Consider the following 15174-nt stretch of genomic DNA (forward strand, 5'->3'; position numbering starts at 1 on the left):
TGATGATGCACCATTTGGTCACACCATTACCCGTTGACCTGCAAGAACCCGGCGCAATCGGCGGGGCCTCACCGCAAGCGGGTCACTCGAACCCGGACCGGATGCGATCGGCCGCCAGCCGCGCCTGCTCCTCCGCGTCGGCTCCGCCGATCACGGCGGCGCCGGCCTCGCTCAACGGCGTCCACACCGCCTCCATCTCCGGGATCGCCGGCATCGGCGTCCCGAGTTCGCCCGCGCGCTGGAACTCCTCCAGGTCCGGATCCTGCTCGGCGACCACGTCCAGCGCCGTCATCAGCGCCGGGACGCGGGGGTCGGCCTCGTAGAGGATCACCGAGAACTCCGGATTGGCGGTGAAGTCGGTCGCCAGCCGCGCCGCCAGTTCGGGTTCGGCGGCCCCCGAGGAGAGGAAGAACGCCTGCACACCGATCAGCGGCCGGGCCGGGCCCCCGTCCTCGAACGGGGGGATCGGGCCCACCGCGTAGGGCACACCGGCCTCTCGGATCGCCGCGACGCTCCACGGGCCGCTCACCAGGAACGGAGTCCGTCCCTCCTCGAACAGCCGACCCGCGTTCCCCGAGTCGACCTTCCGGGTCAGCGCCCCCGTGCCGCCCTCGCCCAGTTCCCCCAGGCGCTCGAACGCGGCGATCGACTCCGGGTCGTCCACCCGGAGGTCGGTGGGATCGGGTTCCCCGTCGGTGTTCGAACCGAACAGCTCACCGCCCGCCGAGGTGAACAGGGGGTGCAGGTGGTAGGCGTCGCCGTCCTCGCCCACCTGTAGGCCCAGCGGTCGTTCCACCCCCTGCGAGCCCACCAGTGCCTCGCCCGTCGCGACGAGTTCCTCGAAGGTCGCCGGCTCGTCCGGGGCCAGATCGGTGTTGCGGAGCAACGCCAGGTTCTCGGTGGCGTAGGGGATCCCGTACACCCGACCGTCCACGGTCAGCGCGTCCAGCGCCCCTCCCGTGAACAGGTCGGCGTCGGCCCGCGGGTCCAGGTCCACGGGGGCGATCGCCCCGGCCGCGACCAGCTCACCGGTCCAGTCGTGCGGGCCCACCAGGATGTCGGGCCCCAGACCGCCGGCGTGGGAGTCGAGGAAGGCCGAGCGCAGTTCCTCGTTCTCGACCACGACGATCTCCACCTGGGCACCCGTGGTGCGCGAGTAGGACTCGGCGAAGGTCATCAGGGCGAGGGCGCGTTCGTCGTCGGCCCACACGATCAGGTGACCGCCGCTCGTCGGGGCGGTGGCCGCGTCGTCATCGGAGGCGCAGGCCGAGGTCAGTAGCAGCGAGGTACAGGCGACGGCGCCGACCAGGGCCGCGCGGGGACGGGAAGAGGGGCGTACGGGTGCGGGGTTCACACCGACCTCCTGGGAACCGGGGCTGAAGGGTGGGGGAAGGGTTCCGATACGGGACGGCCGGGCGTGTGGAACACCCGGCCGGAAGGGGGGAAGGGGAGGAGAGGGCGGGGCGGCCCCGGCGGTGCGCCGGGGCCGCGCGGCGCACCGCCGCCTCCGTCACACGCGCAGCCACACCGCGCTCTCGGCGGGCAGCGTCAGCGAACCCTCGGCCGGGGCGTCCACGGGGCCACTGGCCAGCAGCACCTCACCGCCGGTCGCCAGCTCCACCGGCTCCCCACCGAGGTTGACCGCCACGCGCACGCCCGGCTCGCGCTCGAAGAACAGCACGTCCTCCGGCGATTCCAGCCAGGTCATCGCGCCGTCGCCGAGCGCCTCCAGTTCACGGCGCAGCCCCAGGGCGCGGGTGTACAGCTCCAGCGTGGAACCCGCCACGCCCCGCTGCGCGGTGCGCGCCAGCGCGCTCCACCCCTCGGGCATGGGAAGCCACGGCGTGGAACCCTCGGGGCCGAACCCGAACGGCGCGGTCCCCTCCTCCCACGGCAGCGGCACCCGGCAGCCGTCGCGACCGCGCTCGGTGCGCCCGGAGCGCTCCCACGTCGGGTCCTGGAGCGACTCCTCCGGCAGGTCGGTGACCTCGGGAAGCCCCAGCTCCTCACCCTGGTACAGGTAGACCGAACCGGGCAGCGCCAGCATCAGCAGGGTGGCCGCCCGGGCCCGGCGCAGACCCTGCTCCCCGCCGCCGAACCGTGTGACGTGGCGGGTCACATCGTGGTTGGACAGCACCCACGTGGTGGTCGCCCCCACGGCGCCGTTGGCGGCCAGGGAACCGTCGATCACCGTGCGCAGCCGCGCGGCGTCCCACGGAGCGGTCAGGTACTCGAAGTTGAACGCCTGGTGCAGCTCGTCGGGGCGCAGGTAGCGGGCGATCCGCTCGGCCTGCTCCACCCATGCCTCGGCGACCAGCGTGCGCTCGCCCGGGTAGGACGCGGCGATCGTCGACCAGCGCCGGTAGATGTCGTGCACGCCCTCCTGGTCGAAGTAGGGCAGGGTGGTGCTGCCGTCGAGCAGGTCGGCCTTGGCGCCCTCGGCGATGTCGGGCAGCGCCGGGTCCTTGACCATGCCGTGGGCGACGTCGATGCGGAACCCGTCCACACCCCGGTCCAACCAGAACCGCAGGACGTCGTCGAACTCGTCGTGCACCTCCTGGTCCGTCCAGTCCAGGTCGGGCTGCTCGGCGTCGAACAGGTGCAGGTACCACTGCTCGGGGGTGCCGTCCGGACGCTTGAGCCGCGTCCACGCGGCACCGCCGAAGATCGACTTCCAGTTGTTGGGCGGTTCCTCCCCGTCGGGGCCCTTGCCGTCCCGGAAGACGTAGCGGGAGCGGGCGGGATCGCCGGGCTCGGCCGCCACGGCCTCACGGAACCACCGGTGGGCGGAGGAGGTGTGGTTGGGGACCACGTCGATGATGACGCGGACGCCCAGCCCGTGCGCGGTGGCCAGGAGCGCGTCGAAGTCCTCCAGGGAGCCGAAACGCGGGTCGACGTCGCGGTAGTCGGCGACGTCGTAGCCGCCGTCGGCGAGCGGGGAGACGTAGAACGGGGTCAACCAGATCGCGTCCACGCCCAGCTCGGCCAGGTGGGGCAGACGCTCGCGGATCCCGTTGAGGTCGCCCTCGCCGTCCCCGTTGGAGTCGGCGAAACTGCGGACGTAGATCTGGTAGATGGCCGCGTCGCGCCACCAGTGCGACTCATGGGTCATCGTGGGGGTCCTTCCCGGTCGGTGGCTGCAAGTTCTTGCGCAAGGTTACCGCCAACTTTCAACCATGTGACGGCGATCTCGACTAGAGTTGCCACCATGGGTCCACGACTTGCCGACATCGCGCGGCACGCAGGTGTCAGCGAGGCGACGGTCTCGCGGGTGCTCAACGACAAACCCGGCGTTGGCAGCGAAACCCGTAAAGCCGTCCTGACCGCGCTGGACGTCCTCGGTTACGAACGCCCCGCTCGGCTGAGACAACGCTCCGCCGGTCTGGTGGGCATGGTCATCCCCGAACTGGACAACCCGGTCTTCCCGATGTTCGCCCAGGCCGCCGAGGGGGCCCTGGCCCAGCGCGGCTACACGCCGGTGCTGTGCACGCAGACCCCCGGCGGGATAACCGAGGACGAGTACGTCGAACTGCTCCTGGAGCGCAACGTCTCGGGCATCCTGTTCGTGTCGGGCAAGCACGCCGACACGACGTCCTCCCACGACCGCTACCGGGCCCTGGTCTCCCGTCGGCTCCCCATCGTGCTGGTCAACGGGTTCGCCGAGGAGATCCCGGCCGCGTTCATCTCCTGTGACGACAGCGAGGCCGGTCGACTGGCCGTCGACCACCTCGTCGCCCTCGGCCACACCCGGATCGGCTTCACCAGCGGCCCCGAACGCTACGTCCCCGTGCGCCGCAAGCTGGAGGGCTACCACCAGGCGCTGCGCCGGCACGGCCTGAACGGCTCCGACCTCGTCGAACTGTCCCTGTTCGGCGTCGAGGGCGGCCACGCCGCCGCCGGCCGGCTCATCGAACGCGGCGTCACCGCGATGGTCTGCGGATCGGACATGATGGCGCTGGGCGCGATCCGCGCGGCCCGCCAGCGCGGGCTGAGCGTCCCCCGGGACTTCTCGGTGGTGGGCTACGACGACTCCCAGCTCATCGCGTTCACCGACCCCCCGCTGACCACCGTGCGCCAGCCGATCAACGCCATGGCGTTGGCCGCCGCCCGCGCCCTGTGCGACGAGATCGCCGGACACCCGGTCTCGCACACCGAGTACATGTTCGGCCCGGAACTGGTCGTGCGCGGCTCCACCGGCATCGCCCCCGGCGCCGGAGCGGCCCGGGTCCCCCTCGACGGCGCCTCCGTCCAGGGCTCCGCCCTCTGACCCGTCCTTCGCACCCCCCGGTCCGTCCTTCGGACCCGCTTCCCCCGGACCCCGACCCGTTCCGCGAACCGGGCGGCCGGCAAAGGCCCCTCCCCGGACGGGGAGGGGCCGCTCCGCGCGAGGTCGGCGCGGCCCCCGACGATCCGGGACCTTCGGCGAACACCCTCCGCGGAGCCCCCGCCGGGGTCCCGGGGCCGCGCCCGCGGGCGACCTCTCCCGCCCGACCGGGGCGGATCGGGCACACCGGCGGGTCGGTGACACTGGGTACATGCCTTCCGTTGCCCTCGACGGCGAACCCGTACCGCGCACCGGCGCCCTGCCGGAGGCCTCACTCGCCGAACTCGGCGACCGGCCGCTGGGGTTCTACGTCCACGTGCCCTTCTGCGTCACCCGCTGCGGCTACTGCGACTTCAACACCTACACCGCCGAGGAACTGGTCTCCCGCGACGGCACCGCCGTCGCCTCCCGCGACACCTACGCCGACCAGGCCATCGCCGAGATCGCCCTCGCCGACCGGGTCCTGGAGGGCGTGCGCCCCGCCGTGAGCACGGTGTTCGTCGGCGGCGGCACCCCCACCCTGCTGCCCGCCGAGGACCTGGGCCGCGTTCTCGCGGCCATCGCCGACCGGTTCGGCCTCGAACCCGGCGCGGAGGTCACCACCGAGGCCAACCCCGAGACCGTCACCCCCGAGTACCTGGCCCGCCTGCGCGAGGCCGGCTTCACCCGGGTGTCCTTCGGCATGCAGAGCGCCCGCGCGCACGTGCTGCGCGTCCTGGAGCGCGGGCACACCCCCGGCCGTCCCGAACAGTGCGTCACCTGGGCCCGGGAGGCCGGGTTCGAGCACGTCAACCTCGACCTCATCTACGGCACGCCCGGCGAGGGCGACGACGACTGGCGTGCCTCCCTGGAGGCCGCCGTGGCGGCGGGTCCGGACCACGTCTCCGCCTATTCGCTCATCGTCGAGGAGGGCACCCGCCTGGCCGCCCGGGTCCGGCGCGGCGAACTCGCCGAACCCGACGACGACACGATGGCCGACCGCTACCTGATGGCCGACACGATCCTGGCCGCCGCCGGGTTCACCCCCTACGAGGTGTCCAACTGGGCGCGCACCGTCGAAGGGCGCAGCCGGCACAACATGCTCTACTGGACCGGAGCCCACTGGTGGGGCGTCGGTCCCGGCGCCCACGGTCACATCGGCGGAACCCGCTGGTGGAACGTCAAGCACCCGGCCGCCTACGCCGCCCGGCTCGCCGAGGGCGCCAGCCCCGCCCACGCCCGCGAGGTGCTCACCGAGGACGAGCGCCGCTTCGAGCGCATCCTCCTCGAACTGCGGGTCGAACAGGGCTGTCCGCTCGACCTGCTCGAACCCGAGGGGCGGACGGCCGCCGCCCGCGCCGTCGCCGAGGGGCTCCTGGACGCCGACGCGCACCGGGCCGGTCGCGCCGTGCTCACCCGCCGGGGACGGCTGCTGGCCGACGCCGTCGTCCGCGATCTCACCTGAGCGTTCCGCGCACGACGAGGGGCCCGATCACCGATCGGGCCCCTCTCCACTTCAGGGACCTACTTGATCCAGGACACGTTGAACGGGTAGCGGTACCACTCGCCCTTGTTCGCCGCCACGGTGCCGAGGATCCCGAACACGAGTCCGCCCACCCACAGGGCGAACCACAGGAGCCAGGCGATGAAGACGATGAAGGGCAGGAAGATGCCGAGGAAGAACGAGAAGAAGCTGGCGGCCACGATCCCGATCAGCAGGATGATCTGGAAGTTGAGCGCCTGCGTGGACTGGTCCCGCACGTAGGGGGACTCGTCCTTCTTCACCAGGAAGATGATCAGGGGGGCGACGACGCCCAGGTAACCGCAGGTCAGGAGGAAGCCGAGCATGCCGCCCAGGTGGGCGAACATGCCCATCTGCTTCTCATCCGGGTTGGGCTGGCCGGTCGTCGCCGACGAGGGTCCGCCGTGACCGCCGTGCGGCGTCGCGCCGTAACCCGGCTGGTGGCCGGGGGCCTGGTAGCCGCCGGTCTGCTCCTGGTAGCCGCCCTGCGGCGGGTAACCGGGCTGTCCACCGGACGGGCCCTGGTAGCCGGGCTGGCCGCCGGAGGGACCCTGGTAGCCGGGCTGGCCGCCGGAGGGCGACGGGTAGCCGCCGCTCGGGTATCCCTGTCCCCCCTGCTGGGGGTTCTGGCCGTAGGGGTCCTGCCCACCATGCTGAGGATTCTGGCCGTAGGGGTCCTGCCCACCATGCTGAGGATTCTGGCCGTACGGGTCCTGTCCGCCCTGGTAGGGGTTCTGGCCGTACGGGTCCTCGGGTGGGGGAGTGTTGGGATGGGACATATCGGATTCCTTAAGGACGAGTGCGCTCGTGTGTACGGGCGATCACTTGAGCAGACGGATGCTGACCGGGTAGCGGTACCACGTTCCCTTGTTGGCCCCGTTCGCTCCTAGGACGCCGAACACGATCGAAACGATCCATATCAGTGCGATGAGAAGCGAGCCGATCCAGGACAGGTTCGGGAAGAAGATACCCAGACCGATGAAGACCACCCAGGCGAAGACGTACGGGATCAGCAGGGTGATCTGGAAGTTCGCCGCCTCGGCGGCGTGGTGGCGCACGTACGGGGAGCCGTTCCGCTTGGCGAAGTAGATCGCCAGCGGCGGGATCCAGCCCAGGCAGGCGATGACGAATCCGGACAGGTGGGCGAGCATCGCCACCAGGGTGTCGTTGTCGGACCCGCCCTGGGCGGTCGCACCGGGTGCTCCGGGAACGCCGGGCTGCGGCTGCCCGTACTGCTGAGGCTGCTGGGGCTGTCCGTAGGCGGGCTGCGCCTGCGGGGGGTGCGGCTGCCCGTACTGCGGCTGTCCGCCGTACTGGGGCTGGGGCGGCTGCGGTCGCCCGTAGGGCTGCCCGCCGTACGCCTGCTGCTCGGAGCCGCCGGGAGGAGCGAACCCGGGCTGCGGCTGGGCCTGTTCGTACTCCGGCCGCCCGTACGCGGGCCGGCCGCCGGTGGGGTGTTGCTGCGGCTGTCCGTATCCCGGCTGCCCGGGGTCGGGCCGGCCGCCGGTGGGGTGTTGCTGCGGCTGTCCGTATCCCGGCTGCCCGGGGTCGGGCTGCTGTCCGTAGGCCTGCTGCTGCGCCTGATCGTGACCCTGGTGTCCGTACGCGGGCCGGCCGCCGGAGGGCTCTCCGTGGGCCTGTGGCCGTCCCTGCTCGTAGCCCTGCTGCTGCGGCAGCCCATGACCGGGGTGGGGCCCGGAGGGCTGTCCGCTCTGCTGTTCGTAGCCCTGCTGGGCGCCCGAGGGCGCTCCGTACGCCGGCTGTCCGCCGGACGGCTGCGCCTGACCGTACTCCGGGGCGTAGGGGGAGGGTGGCTGGGGCTGTTCACCCTGCTGTTCGTACTGTTCGTAGCCCTGCTGCTCACCGGAGGGCCGCCGCCCTTGGTCCGGGTCCTCCGGGGACGGGGGGTTCGTCGGGGTCTCGCTCATGCTCTTCCTCGGCTCCGCTGATGGGGGGCGCTATCTCGTGTCCACCGGGCTGTACCGACGACCGGAGGTGGATCGGACCTCGCATCCGATATCCGGTTCAAATCCTAGGCGCAGCGGCTCAGGGCCCGCCCGGGTGCGGGCCGGTGACGAAGTCGATCAGCTCCTCCACCCGACCGAGCAGGGCCGGTTCCAGGTCAGCATAGGTACGGACCGAGCCCAGGATCCGGCGCCACGCCTCGCCCGTCTCCATCCGCCAACCCAAGGCCGCCAGCACCCCCTCCTTCCAGGGGATCCCCTTGGGCACGTCCGGCCAGGTGGAGAAGCCCAACACCGAGGGCCGCACCGCCTGCCACACGTCGACGTAGGGGTGTCCGGCCACCAGGACGTGTTCCCCCCGTACCCGTTCCGCGATCCGCGACTCCTTCGACCCGGGGACCAGGTGGTCGACCAGGATCCCGAGCCGGCGCCCCGGGCCGGGCGTGAACTCCGCCACGATCGCGGGCAGGTCGTCGACCCCCTCCAGGAACTCGACGGCCACGCCTTCCACACGCAGGTCGTGTCCCCACACCTTCTCGACGAGTTCGGCGTCGTGGGCGCCCTCGACGTAGATACGGCTCTCCCGCGCCGTGCGCGCCCGCAGGTCCGTCACGGCGACCGAACCGGAGGCGCTGCGCAACGGTCCCTTCGGGGCGGCGGCCGGCCGCACCAGGGTCACCGGCCCACCGTCCACCAGGAACGCGGCCGGGGCCAGGTCGAAGACCCGACGCCGTCCGTGCCGGTCCTCCAGGGTCACGGTCGCCTTGTCCCAGCCGACCACGGCGCCGCAGAACGCCTCCCCGACGTCCTCCACCACCAGATCCCGGCTCAGCGGGACCTCGCGCACCGTGTTCTTCGGCCGTCGCCGCTCCTCGGCGAGCACATCCCGGCCGTACCGGCCGGTTCCCTTGGTAGCCACGGTGGTGCAGTCTACAGACGGTGCACCGCGTCGGAGGGGAAGAGAGGACGTGCCTCTCCGCCGGGGTTTGCGTTCGGGCATAGAATTAGCACTGAGGACCATGGAGTGCCAGGAGGTGACGAGTGCTGGATGAGCGCAAGCTCGCGGTCCTGCGTGCCGTCGTCGAGGACTTCGTCAACACCAACGAACCCGTCGGGTCCAAGGCCCTGGCCGATCGTCATCGGCTCGGTGTCTCCCCGGCCACCATTCGCAACGACATGGTGGCACTGGAAGAGGACGGGTACATCACCCAGCCCCACACCAGCGCCGGACGCGTGCCCACGGACAAGGGGTACCGGCTCTTCGTCGACCGGCTCTCCTCGGTCAAGCCGCTCTCGGGCGCCGAGCGCCGTGCGATCGAGTCGTTCCTCACCGGCGCCGTGGACCTCGACGAGATCGTCGCCCGTACGGTCAGGCTGCTCGCGCAGCTCACCCGGCAGGTGGCGATCGTCCAGTACCCTTCCCTCACCCGTTCGTCCGTCCAGCACGTCGAACTGGTCCCCCTCGGTGGGCAACGGCTCATGATGGTGGTCATCACCGACACCGGACGGGTCGAGCAGCGCGTCATCGACGGGCTGGGGGAGGTCGACGCCGACGCGGTCTCCGACCTGCGCGGCATGCTCAATCGCGCCATCGCCGGACTGCACCTCGCGGCGGTCCCCGGAGCGGTCGAGGACCTGCCGCGTCAGGTCCCCGAGGAGAACCGCGCCATGGCGATATCCGTCCTGTCGGTCTTGCTGGAGAGTCTGGTCGAACGCCACGAGGAGAAGATCGTCCTCGCGGGCACCGCCAACCTCGCGGCGGTCGATTTCGCCGCCAGCCTGAGGGACGTCCTGGAGGCATTGGAAGAGAACATGGTCCTCATCCGTTTGTTGGGTGAGGCGAAGGACCCGTCCATGCTCACGGTGCGCATCGGCGCGGAGAACTTCCACGAGGGGCTGCGGTCCACCTCCATCGTGTCGGCCGACTACGGTGTGGGAAACCAGTCGCTCGCCAAGATCGGTGTCGTGGGACCCACCCGGATGGACTACCCCGGGACGATGGGAGCGGTACGCGCCGTGGCTCGGTATGTCGGACAGATTTTGGCAGGACAGTAACTCAGTGGCCAGAGACTATTACCAGGTCCTCGGTGTGCGTCGCGACGCTTCCAAGGACGAGATCAAGAAGGCGTACCGCAGGCTCGCACGCGAGCTGCACCCGGACATCAATCCGGATCCCGCCACCCAGGAGCGCTTCAAGGAGGTGACCCAGGCCTACGAGGTCCTCTCCGACGAGAACAAGCGTCGGATGTTCGACATGGGCCAGGATCCCTTCGCCCCGGGCGGGGGCGGCGCGGGCGGCTTCGGCGGCGCCGCGGGGTTCCCCTTCGACGACATCATGAACGCCTTCTTCGGCGGTGGGCAGCCCGGTGGGCGCGGCCCGCGCGACCGGGTCCGGCGCGGACGCAGCATCAAGATCCGCGTCGAACTCGACCTCGCCGAGACGGCCTTCGGCGTGACCAAGGAGATCACCTTCCCCACCGCCATCCTGTGCGCCACCTGCCAGGGTGAGGGGACCGCCGCCGGCACCCATCGCACCACCTGTGACATGTGCCACGGCCAGGGCGAGGTCTCCCAGGTCACCCGGTCCTTCCTCGGCCAGGTCATGACCTCCCGCCCCTGCCCGCAGTGCGCCGGCCAGGGCTCGGTCATCCCCGAGCCCTGCCCCGACTGCGCGGGAGAGGGCCGGGTGCGGGAGAAGGTCACCCGCACGGTCAAGATCCCCGCCGGCGTCGACGACGGCACCCGCATCCAGCTCGCCGGCGAGGGCGAGGTCGGACCCAACGGCGGCCCGCGCGGCGACATCATCCTGGAGATCGTCCAGCGGCCGCACCCCACCTTCGAGCGGCGCGGCGACGACCTCCAGTGCACGGTCACCGTTCCCATGACGGCGGCCGCGCTGGGTGCCTCCTTCGCCTTCGAGACCCTCGACGGCACCGAGAACATCGACCTGCGTCCGGGCACCAATTCGGGCCACGTCATCACCCTGTCCGACAAGGGCGTCACCCACCTCGACGGCGGCGGCCGGGGCGACCTGCGCATCCGCGTCGACGTGGAGACCCCGGGCAAGCTGGACGAGGAGCAGGAGGCCCTGCTGCGCAAGCTCGCCGAGTTGCGCGGTGAGGACCGCGCCCCCGGCCGGTTCAGCCCCGGCCACGGGGGCCTGTTCTCCAAGCTCCGCGACGCCTTCGGCGCGGGCAAGTGACGCCGCCGGTCTTCCTCGTCGACACCGCCGACCTGGCGGCCGACACGATCACCCTCGCCGGTCCGGAGGGGCACCACGCCGCGGCGGTGCGCCGTATCCGGGCCGGTGAGACGGTCGACCTCGCCGACGGCCTGGGGCTGCGCGCCCGCTGCACGGTCGTCGACACCGCCAAGGACCACATCGTCTGCCGGGTCCTGGAACGGGTCGACGACCCCGCACCGCGTCCGCGACTGACCGTGGTCCAGGCGCTCGCCAAGGGGGACCGGGGCGAAACGGCCGTGGAGATGATGACCGAGGCCGGTGTCGACGTCATCGTCCCCTGGACGGCCGAACGCAGCATCACCCGCTGGAAGGGCGACCGGACGGCCAAGTCCCTGGCCAAGTGGCGGGCCACCGCCCGGGAGGCCGGCAAACAGGCCCGTCGGGCCCGGCTGCCCGAGGTGACCGATCTCGCCGATCGGACGGTCGTCGCCGACCTGCTGGCCACCGCCGACCTGGGCCTCGTCCTGCACGAGGACGCCGATCGGCGGTTGTCGGAGATGACCGTCCCCACCGGGGACGGAACCGGCGTCGTCCTGGTCGTGGGGCCCGAGGGCGGGTTCTCCGATGCCGAACTCGACGCCTTCGACCGGGCGGGGGCCGTGCGCGCCCTCCTGGGCCCGAGCGTGCTGCGCACCTCCACGGCGGGGGTGGCCGCCCTGGCGGTCCTCCAGACGCGCACCGGACGCTGGTAGCCGCTCGCACGAACGGGAATCAGTGAGGAGGGGCGCCCCGGGAATCCCGGGGCGCCCCTCCTCACATGTCCTCGTGCGTCCTCGGGTCACTCCCCGACGGAGGACTGGGACGTGGACTGTTCGGTGCCGCTCCCGTCGCCACCGGTGGAACCGCCGTCCGAACCGCTCCCGCCGCCCGAGCCGTCACCGGTGCCCCCGCCGGTGGAGCCGCCTCCCGAGGAATCACCGCCGCCCGAGCCGTCACCGGTGCCCCCGCCGGTGGAGCCGTCCGGCTCCTCACCGTCGGGAGTGGGCTCCTTGGAGGGCTCGCAGTCGTCCTGCTCGTCCTCCTCCTTCTTCTTCTTCTCGTCATCGGACGAGGAATCCCCCGTGGAGGTGGTACCCGTGGACGGGCAGGCGGTGGTCGCCGCGGGCCCGTCGCCGTCGCCTTCCTCCGCGGATCCGCTCGGTTCCTCGGACGGGGAGGGCGACGGCTTCCGTTCGGGGGTGGCGGCCTCCTCCTCGGGCTCGACGGAGGGAACGGGGGCCGCCACGCCGCCGCCGGCGTCCTCCTCGGGCGGGGTGCCCTGCCGGTCGGCGCCCGCGGGCACCATTTCCAGCACCTGGTCGCGGACCTGGGGCGTGGACATGACCACGGACGCCGCGATGAGCACGGTCCCGGCCACGGCCAGCACGGGGCGCAGCCAGGGGAGCCCGAACCAGGCGCCGGTGCGATCGCGGGCGGTCCGTTCCCGGATGAGGTTCAACGCCTCGGGAGAGGTCGTGACCGCGTCGGCCTCGGCCTTGAGCAATTGGCGGAGTCCGTTTTCGAACTCGTCGTTCGTGGGATCTGTGGGACTCGTCATGTCGTCTGCTCCAGAACAGATCGGAGCGCGGAGATGCCTCGGGAGGTGTGGCTCTTGACCGCACCCCGGCTGATGCCCATGGCGTCCGCGATCTGTGCCTCGGACAGGTCGCCGTAGTACCGGAGCACGATCGCCTCTCGCTGACGGGTGGGTAGTTTGCGCAAGGCGCGGATGACGGCCTCGCGCTCCAACAGGTTCAACGCGCCGTGTTCGGCGCTGGGGGCGTCGGGTAGGGCCTTGGGCGCGTGCTTCTCCACGACCGCCCTGTGACGCAGCACGGAACGGGCCTTGTTCACCACCGCCTGGCGGAGGTAGGAGAGGGCCTTGTTCGGGTCGCGCAGGCGTCGCCAGGCGCCGTGCATGGCGACGAAGGAGTCCTGGACGACCTCTTCCGCGGTCGCGTGATCGCGGACGAGAAGGGAGGCGAGACGGACGAGCGGACGGTAGTGCTCCCTGTAGAGCTCCGTCACGGCATGGTCGGCGTCCCACTCCACGGCGAGGGGTGCCGTGGTGGCTCCTGCCACCATGGTTTCTGTCGTCACATCAGTTCGACGCACACCCTTGTCGCGGGGTTTACGAAAGGGCATACCTCTTCTTTTCCAGGTAGGGGTGCGGTTGGACCCGGATACGCCCGGAAACGACCGGGTGTGGACGGTGATCGGCCGACCGGGGCGCACGGGGGAAAAGCCTATCGCGCCGAAGAAGGCCCCGATGGTGAATAGTGCTTTTCGGGGCGGAAAGGACGAGGGTGGACCGCCCCCGGGCTGCGGCATCATGGTGCCGACCCGACGCGACGACGGAGGTTCCGATGTCCACACAGGCCGATTGCCTGTTCTGCAAGATCGTGCGGGGAGAGGTGCCCGCCGAGATCGTCCGCGAGGGGGAGCGGACCATCGCCTTCCGCGACATCAACCCCCAGGCGCCCACCCACGTCCTGGTCATCCCGCGTGAGCACTACCCCGACGCCGGCAGCGCCGCCGAGGCGGACTCCGGACTGGTGGACGCGGTGGTCCGCGAGGCCCGGGCGGTCGCCGAGGCCGAGGGCATCGCCGAGAGCGGCTACCGGCTGGTGTTCAACACCGGCAGCGGCGCCGGGCAGACCGTCTTCCACCTGCACGGACACCTTCTGGGCGGCCGCGGCCTCAACTGGCCCCCCGGGTGAGCCGGAAATAACCGATCGAGGGGGTGCGGGGCGCCTTGGTAGACTCGTGACCGTGGGCTTCACGGGGTTGTAGGGGCTCTGGATCCCTACGGCCGAGGCCCCACCGGCATCGCAGGAGAGCGACGTCCGGATCGTCACATGAGGCGCCCCGCCCGTCGGATCGGACGGGCGCCCGACCCCGAAGGGCAGGGACAGCGGCCGCAAGGCCACACCATGGCCGAGACAACGCACACGCACCCGCGACGGGACACCCAGGTCAAGGTCGTGGTGCCCGACGAGCACACCATGATCAGCCTGCTGGGTTCGGGGGACCGGCTCCTCAGGGCGCTGGAACGGGCCTTCGAGAGCGACATCCACGTCCGCGGCAACGAGTTCACCATCAGCGGTGCCCCCGAGGAGACCGCCCTCGTCGTCCGGTTGGTGGAGGAGCTCATCGAGCTCGCCAAGAGCGGTACCCACGTCACCCCCGACACCATCGAGCGGATGGTCCACATGCTCCGCTCACCGGGGACCGAGCGTCCGGCGGACGTGCTCACCACCAACATCCTGTCCAACCGGGGCAAGACCATCCGCCCCAAGACGGTCAACCAGAAGCGGTACGTCGACACCATCGACCGGCACACCGTCGTCTTCGGTATCGGCCCGGCGGGCACCGGCAAGACCTACCTGGCGATGGCCAAGGCGGTCAAGGCGCTCCAGGACAAGCAGGTCAACCGCATCATCCTGACCCGCCCGGCGGTGGAGGCCGGCGAACGGCTGGGTTTTCTGCCCGGCACCCTCTACGACAAGATCGACCCCTACCTGCGGCCGCTGTACGACGCCCTGCACGACATGCTCGACCCGGACTCCATCCCCAAGCTGATGGCGGCCGGCACCATCGAGGTCGCCCCCCTGGCGTACATGAGGGGCCGCAGCCTCAACGACTCCTTCATCATCCTGGACGAGGCGCAGAACACCTCGCCGGAGCAGATGAAGATGTTCCTGACGCGGCTGGGGTTCGGGTCCAAGATCGTGGTCACCGGTGACGTCACACAGGTGGACCTGCCCGACGGGCAGGCCAGCGGACTGCGCACCATCGAGTCGATCCTGCGTGATATCGACGACATCGCCTTCTGCAAGCTGAGCAGCGAGGACGTCGTCCGGCACAAGCTGGTCGGGCAGATCGTCGACGCCTACGGCCGTTACGACGCGGCCAGGGAGAACGGTCCGCACCCCGGGCGCGAGGAGCGTCGCGGCGGTCGGGGGAAGGGCCTGTCGCCCCGGATCGAGGGGGCCGACGTCCCGAACGGCGACGGGGTGGGGAGCGCCCACCCGCAACAGCGGGCAGACTAAGGGACGAGTACGGCAACGGAGCCGGTGGACCCGCGTGAGGCGGGTCCACCGTTCTTCCGTTGCCCGCGGCGCGCCCGTCCCGGTGGCGCCCGCCCGCAACGATCAAGTGA

General features: G+C 71.2%; 15 protein-coding genes. 8 read left to right on the forward strand and 7 right to left on the reverse strand.

The window, feature by feature from the left end; translation table 11 throughout:
- Positions 1–82: 82 nt before the first annotated feature.
- Positions 83–1354: a sugar ABC transporter substrate-binding protein gene (locus PWG71_RS01585; RefSeq protein ID WP_274807636.1), complete on the reverse strand. Its 1272-nt coding sequence runs from the start codon at positions 1352–1354 to the stop codon at positions 83–85.
- A 156-nt stretch (positions 1355–1510) separates the two neighbouring features.
- Positions 1511–3112 carry a glycoside hydrolase family 13 protein gene (locus tag PWG71_RS01590; RefSeq protein ID WP_274807637.1) on the reverse strand — a complete coding sequence of 534 codons (1602 nt, stop codon included), beginning with the start codon at positions 3110–3112 and terminating at the stop codon, positions 1511–1513.
- 96 nt (positions 3113–3208) lie between these two features.
- On the opposite strand from PWG71_RS01590, the gene PWG71_RS01595 reads away from it, so the two are divergent.
- Both PWG71_RS01595 and hemW read left to right on the forward strand, forming a co-directional pair.
- Positions 3209–4267, forward strand: coding sequence for a LacI family DNA-binding transcriptional regulator (locus tag PWG71_RS01595; protein ID WP_274807638.1), 1059 nt, complete (start codon positions 3209–3211; stop codon positions 4265–4267).
- A 268-nt stretch (positions 4268–4535) separates the two neighbouring features.
- Entirely contained in the window at positions 4536–5768 is a 1233-nt protein-coding gene (hemW, locus tag PWG71_RS01600; RefSeq protein WP_274807639.1) for a radical SAM family heme chaperone HemW, read from the forward strand.
- Between the two features lie 59 nt (positions 5769–5827).
- Here the strand turns inward: hemW and PWG71_RS01605 are convergent, their stop codons facing one another.
- Complete coding sequence (locus tag PWG71_RS01605) at positions 5828–6604, reverse strand: DUF4870 domain-containing protein (RefSeq protein WP_274807640.1); 777 nt, start codon at positions 6602–6604, stop codon at positions 5828–5830.
- A 42-nt stretch (positions 6605–6646) separates the two neighbouring features.
- Complete coding sequence (locus PWG71_RS01610; protein ID WP_274807641.1) at positions 6647–6976, reverse strand: DUF4870 domain-containing protein; 330 nt, start codon at positions 6974–6976, stop codon at positions 6647–6649.
- On the opposite strand from PWG71_RS01610, the gene PWG71_RS01615 reads away from it, so the two are divergent.
- A complete protein-coding gene (locus tag PWG71_RS01615; protein WP_274807642.1) occupies positions 6965–7774 on the forward strand; it encodes a hypothetical protein in 810 nt (269 codons plus the stop codon). The genes PWG71_RS01610 and PWG71_RS01615 overlap by 12 nt on opposite strands.
- Positions 7775–7871: 97 nt before the next feature.
- On the opposite strand, the gene PWG71_RS01620 is transcribed toward PWG71_RS01615, so the two are convergent.
- Positions 7872–8708 carry a DUF3097 domain-containing protein gene (locus PWG71_RS01620; RefSeq protein WP_274807643.1) on the reverse strand — a complete coding sequence of 279 codons (837 nt, stop codon included), beginning with the start codon at positions 8706–8708 and terminating at the stop codon, positions 7872–7874.
- A 122-nt stretch (positions 8709–8830) separates the two neighbouring features.
- Here PWG71_RS01620 and hrcA point away from each other — a divergent pair, with 122 nt between their 5' ends.
- From hrcA to PWG71_RS01635, 3 genes are read left to right on the forward strand one after another with little or no spacing between them, the layout of a single operon-like run.
- The gene (hrcA, locus tag PWG71_RS01625; protein ID WP_274807644.1) at positions 8831–9844 is read left to right on the forward strand and encodes a heat-inducible transcriptional repressor HrcA; all 1014 of its coding nucleotides are present in this window, start codon (positions 8831–8833) and stop codon (positions 9842–9844) included.
- Positions 9845–9848: 4 nt separating this feature from the next.
- Positions 9849–10991 carry a molecular chaperone DnaJ gene (gene dnaJ, locus PWG71_RS01630; protein ID WP_274807645.1) on the forward strand — a complete coding sequence of 381 codons (1143 nt, stop codon included), beginning with the start codon at positions 9849–9851 and terminating at the stop codon, positions 10989–10991.
- Complete coding sequence (locus PWG71_RS01635; RefSeq protein ID WP_274807646.1) at positions 10988–11725, forward strand: 16S rRNA (uracil(1498)-N(3))-methyltransferase; 738 nt, start codon at positions 10988–10990, stop codon at positions 11723–11725. The genes dnaJ and PWG71_RS01635 overlap by 4 nt, the downstream gene beginning before the upstream one ends.
- Positions 11726–11811: 86 nt before the next feature.
- On the opposite strand, the gene PWG71_RS01640 is transcribed toward PWG71_RS01635, so the two are convergent.
- Both PWG71_RS01640 and PWG71_RS01645 read right to left on the reverse strand, forming a co-directional pair.
- Positions 11812–12570: a hypothetical protein gene (locus PWG71_RS01640; RefSeq protein WP_274807647.1), complete on the reverse strand. Its 759-nt coding sequence runs from the start codon at positions 12568–12570 to the stop codon at positions 11812–11814.
- Positions 12567–13097: a SigE family RNA polymerase sigma factor gene (locus tag PWG71_RS01645; RefSeq protein WP_073376023.1), complete on the reverse strand. Its 531-nt coding sequence runs from the start codon at positions 13095–13097 to the stop codon at positions 12567–12569. Before PWG71_RS01645 ends, PWG71_RS01640 begins: the two co-directional genes overlap by 4 nt.
- 281 nt (positions 13098–13378) lie before the next feature.
- Here PWG71_RS01645 and PWG71_RS01650 point away from each other — a divergent pair, with 281 nt between their 5' ends.
- Both PWG71_RS01650 and PWG71_RS01655 read left to right on the forward strand, forming a co-directional pair.
- A complete protein-coding gene (locus PWG71_RS01650; RefSeq protein ID WP_274807648.1) occupies positions 13379–13732 on the forward strand; it encodes a histidine triad nucleotide-binding protein in 354 nt (117 codons plus the stop codon).
- Between the two features lie 213 nt (positions 13733–13945).
- A complete protein-coding gene (locus tag PWG71_RS01655; protein WP_274807649.1) occupies positions 13946–15064 on the forward strand; it encodes a PhoH family protein in 1119 nt (372 codons plus the stop codon).
- Positions 15065–15174: the final 110 nt, after the last annotated feature.

Source organism: Nocardiopsis sp. N85, from assembly GCF_028882275.1.
Taxonomy (GTDB): Bacteria; Actinomycetota; Actinomycetes; order Streptosporangiales; family Streptosporangiaceae; genus Nocardiopsis; species Nocardiopsis lambiniae.

What these genes read in the sequence shown, in the direction of transcription:
- PWG71_RS01655 (WP_274807649.1), top strand. Translation starts at nt 13,946, where the DNA reads ATGGCCGAGACAACGCACACGCACCCGCGACGGGACACCCAGGTCAAG.
- PWG71_RS01610 (WP_274807641.1), bottom strand. Translation starts at nt 6,976, where the DNA reads ATGCTCGCCCACCTGTCCGGATTCGTCATCGCCTGCCTGGGCTGGATC.
- PWG71_RS01595 (WP_274807638.1), top strand. Translation starts at nt 3,209, where the DNA reads ATGGGTCCACGACTTGCCGACATCGCGCGGCACGCAGGTGTCAGCGAG.
- hemW (WP_274807639.1), top strand. Translation starts at nt 4,536, where the DNA reads ATGCCTTCCGTTGCCCTCGACGGCGAACCCGTACCGCGCACCGGCGCC.
- PWG71_RS01645 (WP_073376023.1), bottom strand. Translation starts at nt 13,097, where the DNA reads ATGGTGGCAGGAGCCACCACGGCACCCCTCGCCGTGGAGTGGGACGCC.
- PWG71_RS01640 (WP_274807647.1), bottom strand. Translation starts at nt 12,570, where the DNA reads ATGACGAGTCCCACAGATCCCACGAACGACGAGTTCGAAAACGGACTC.
- PWG71_RS01605 (WP_274807640.1), bottom strand. Translation starts at nt 6,604, where the DNA reads ATGTCCCATCCCAACACTCCCCCACCCGAGGACCCGTACGGCCAGAAC.
- PWG71_RS01590 (WP_274807637.1), bottom strand. Translation starts at nt 3,112, where the DNA reads ATGACCCATGAGTCGCACTGGTGGCGCGACGCGGCCATCTACCAGATC.
- PWG71_RS01650 (WP_274807648.1), top strand. Translation starts at nt 13,379, where the DNA reads ATGTCCACACAGGCCGATTGCCTGTTCTGCAAGATCGTGCGGGGAGAG.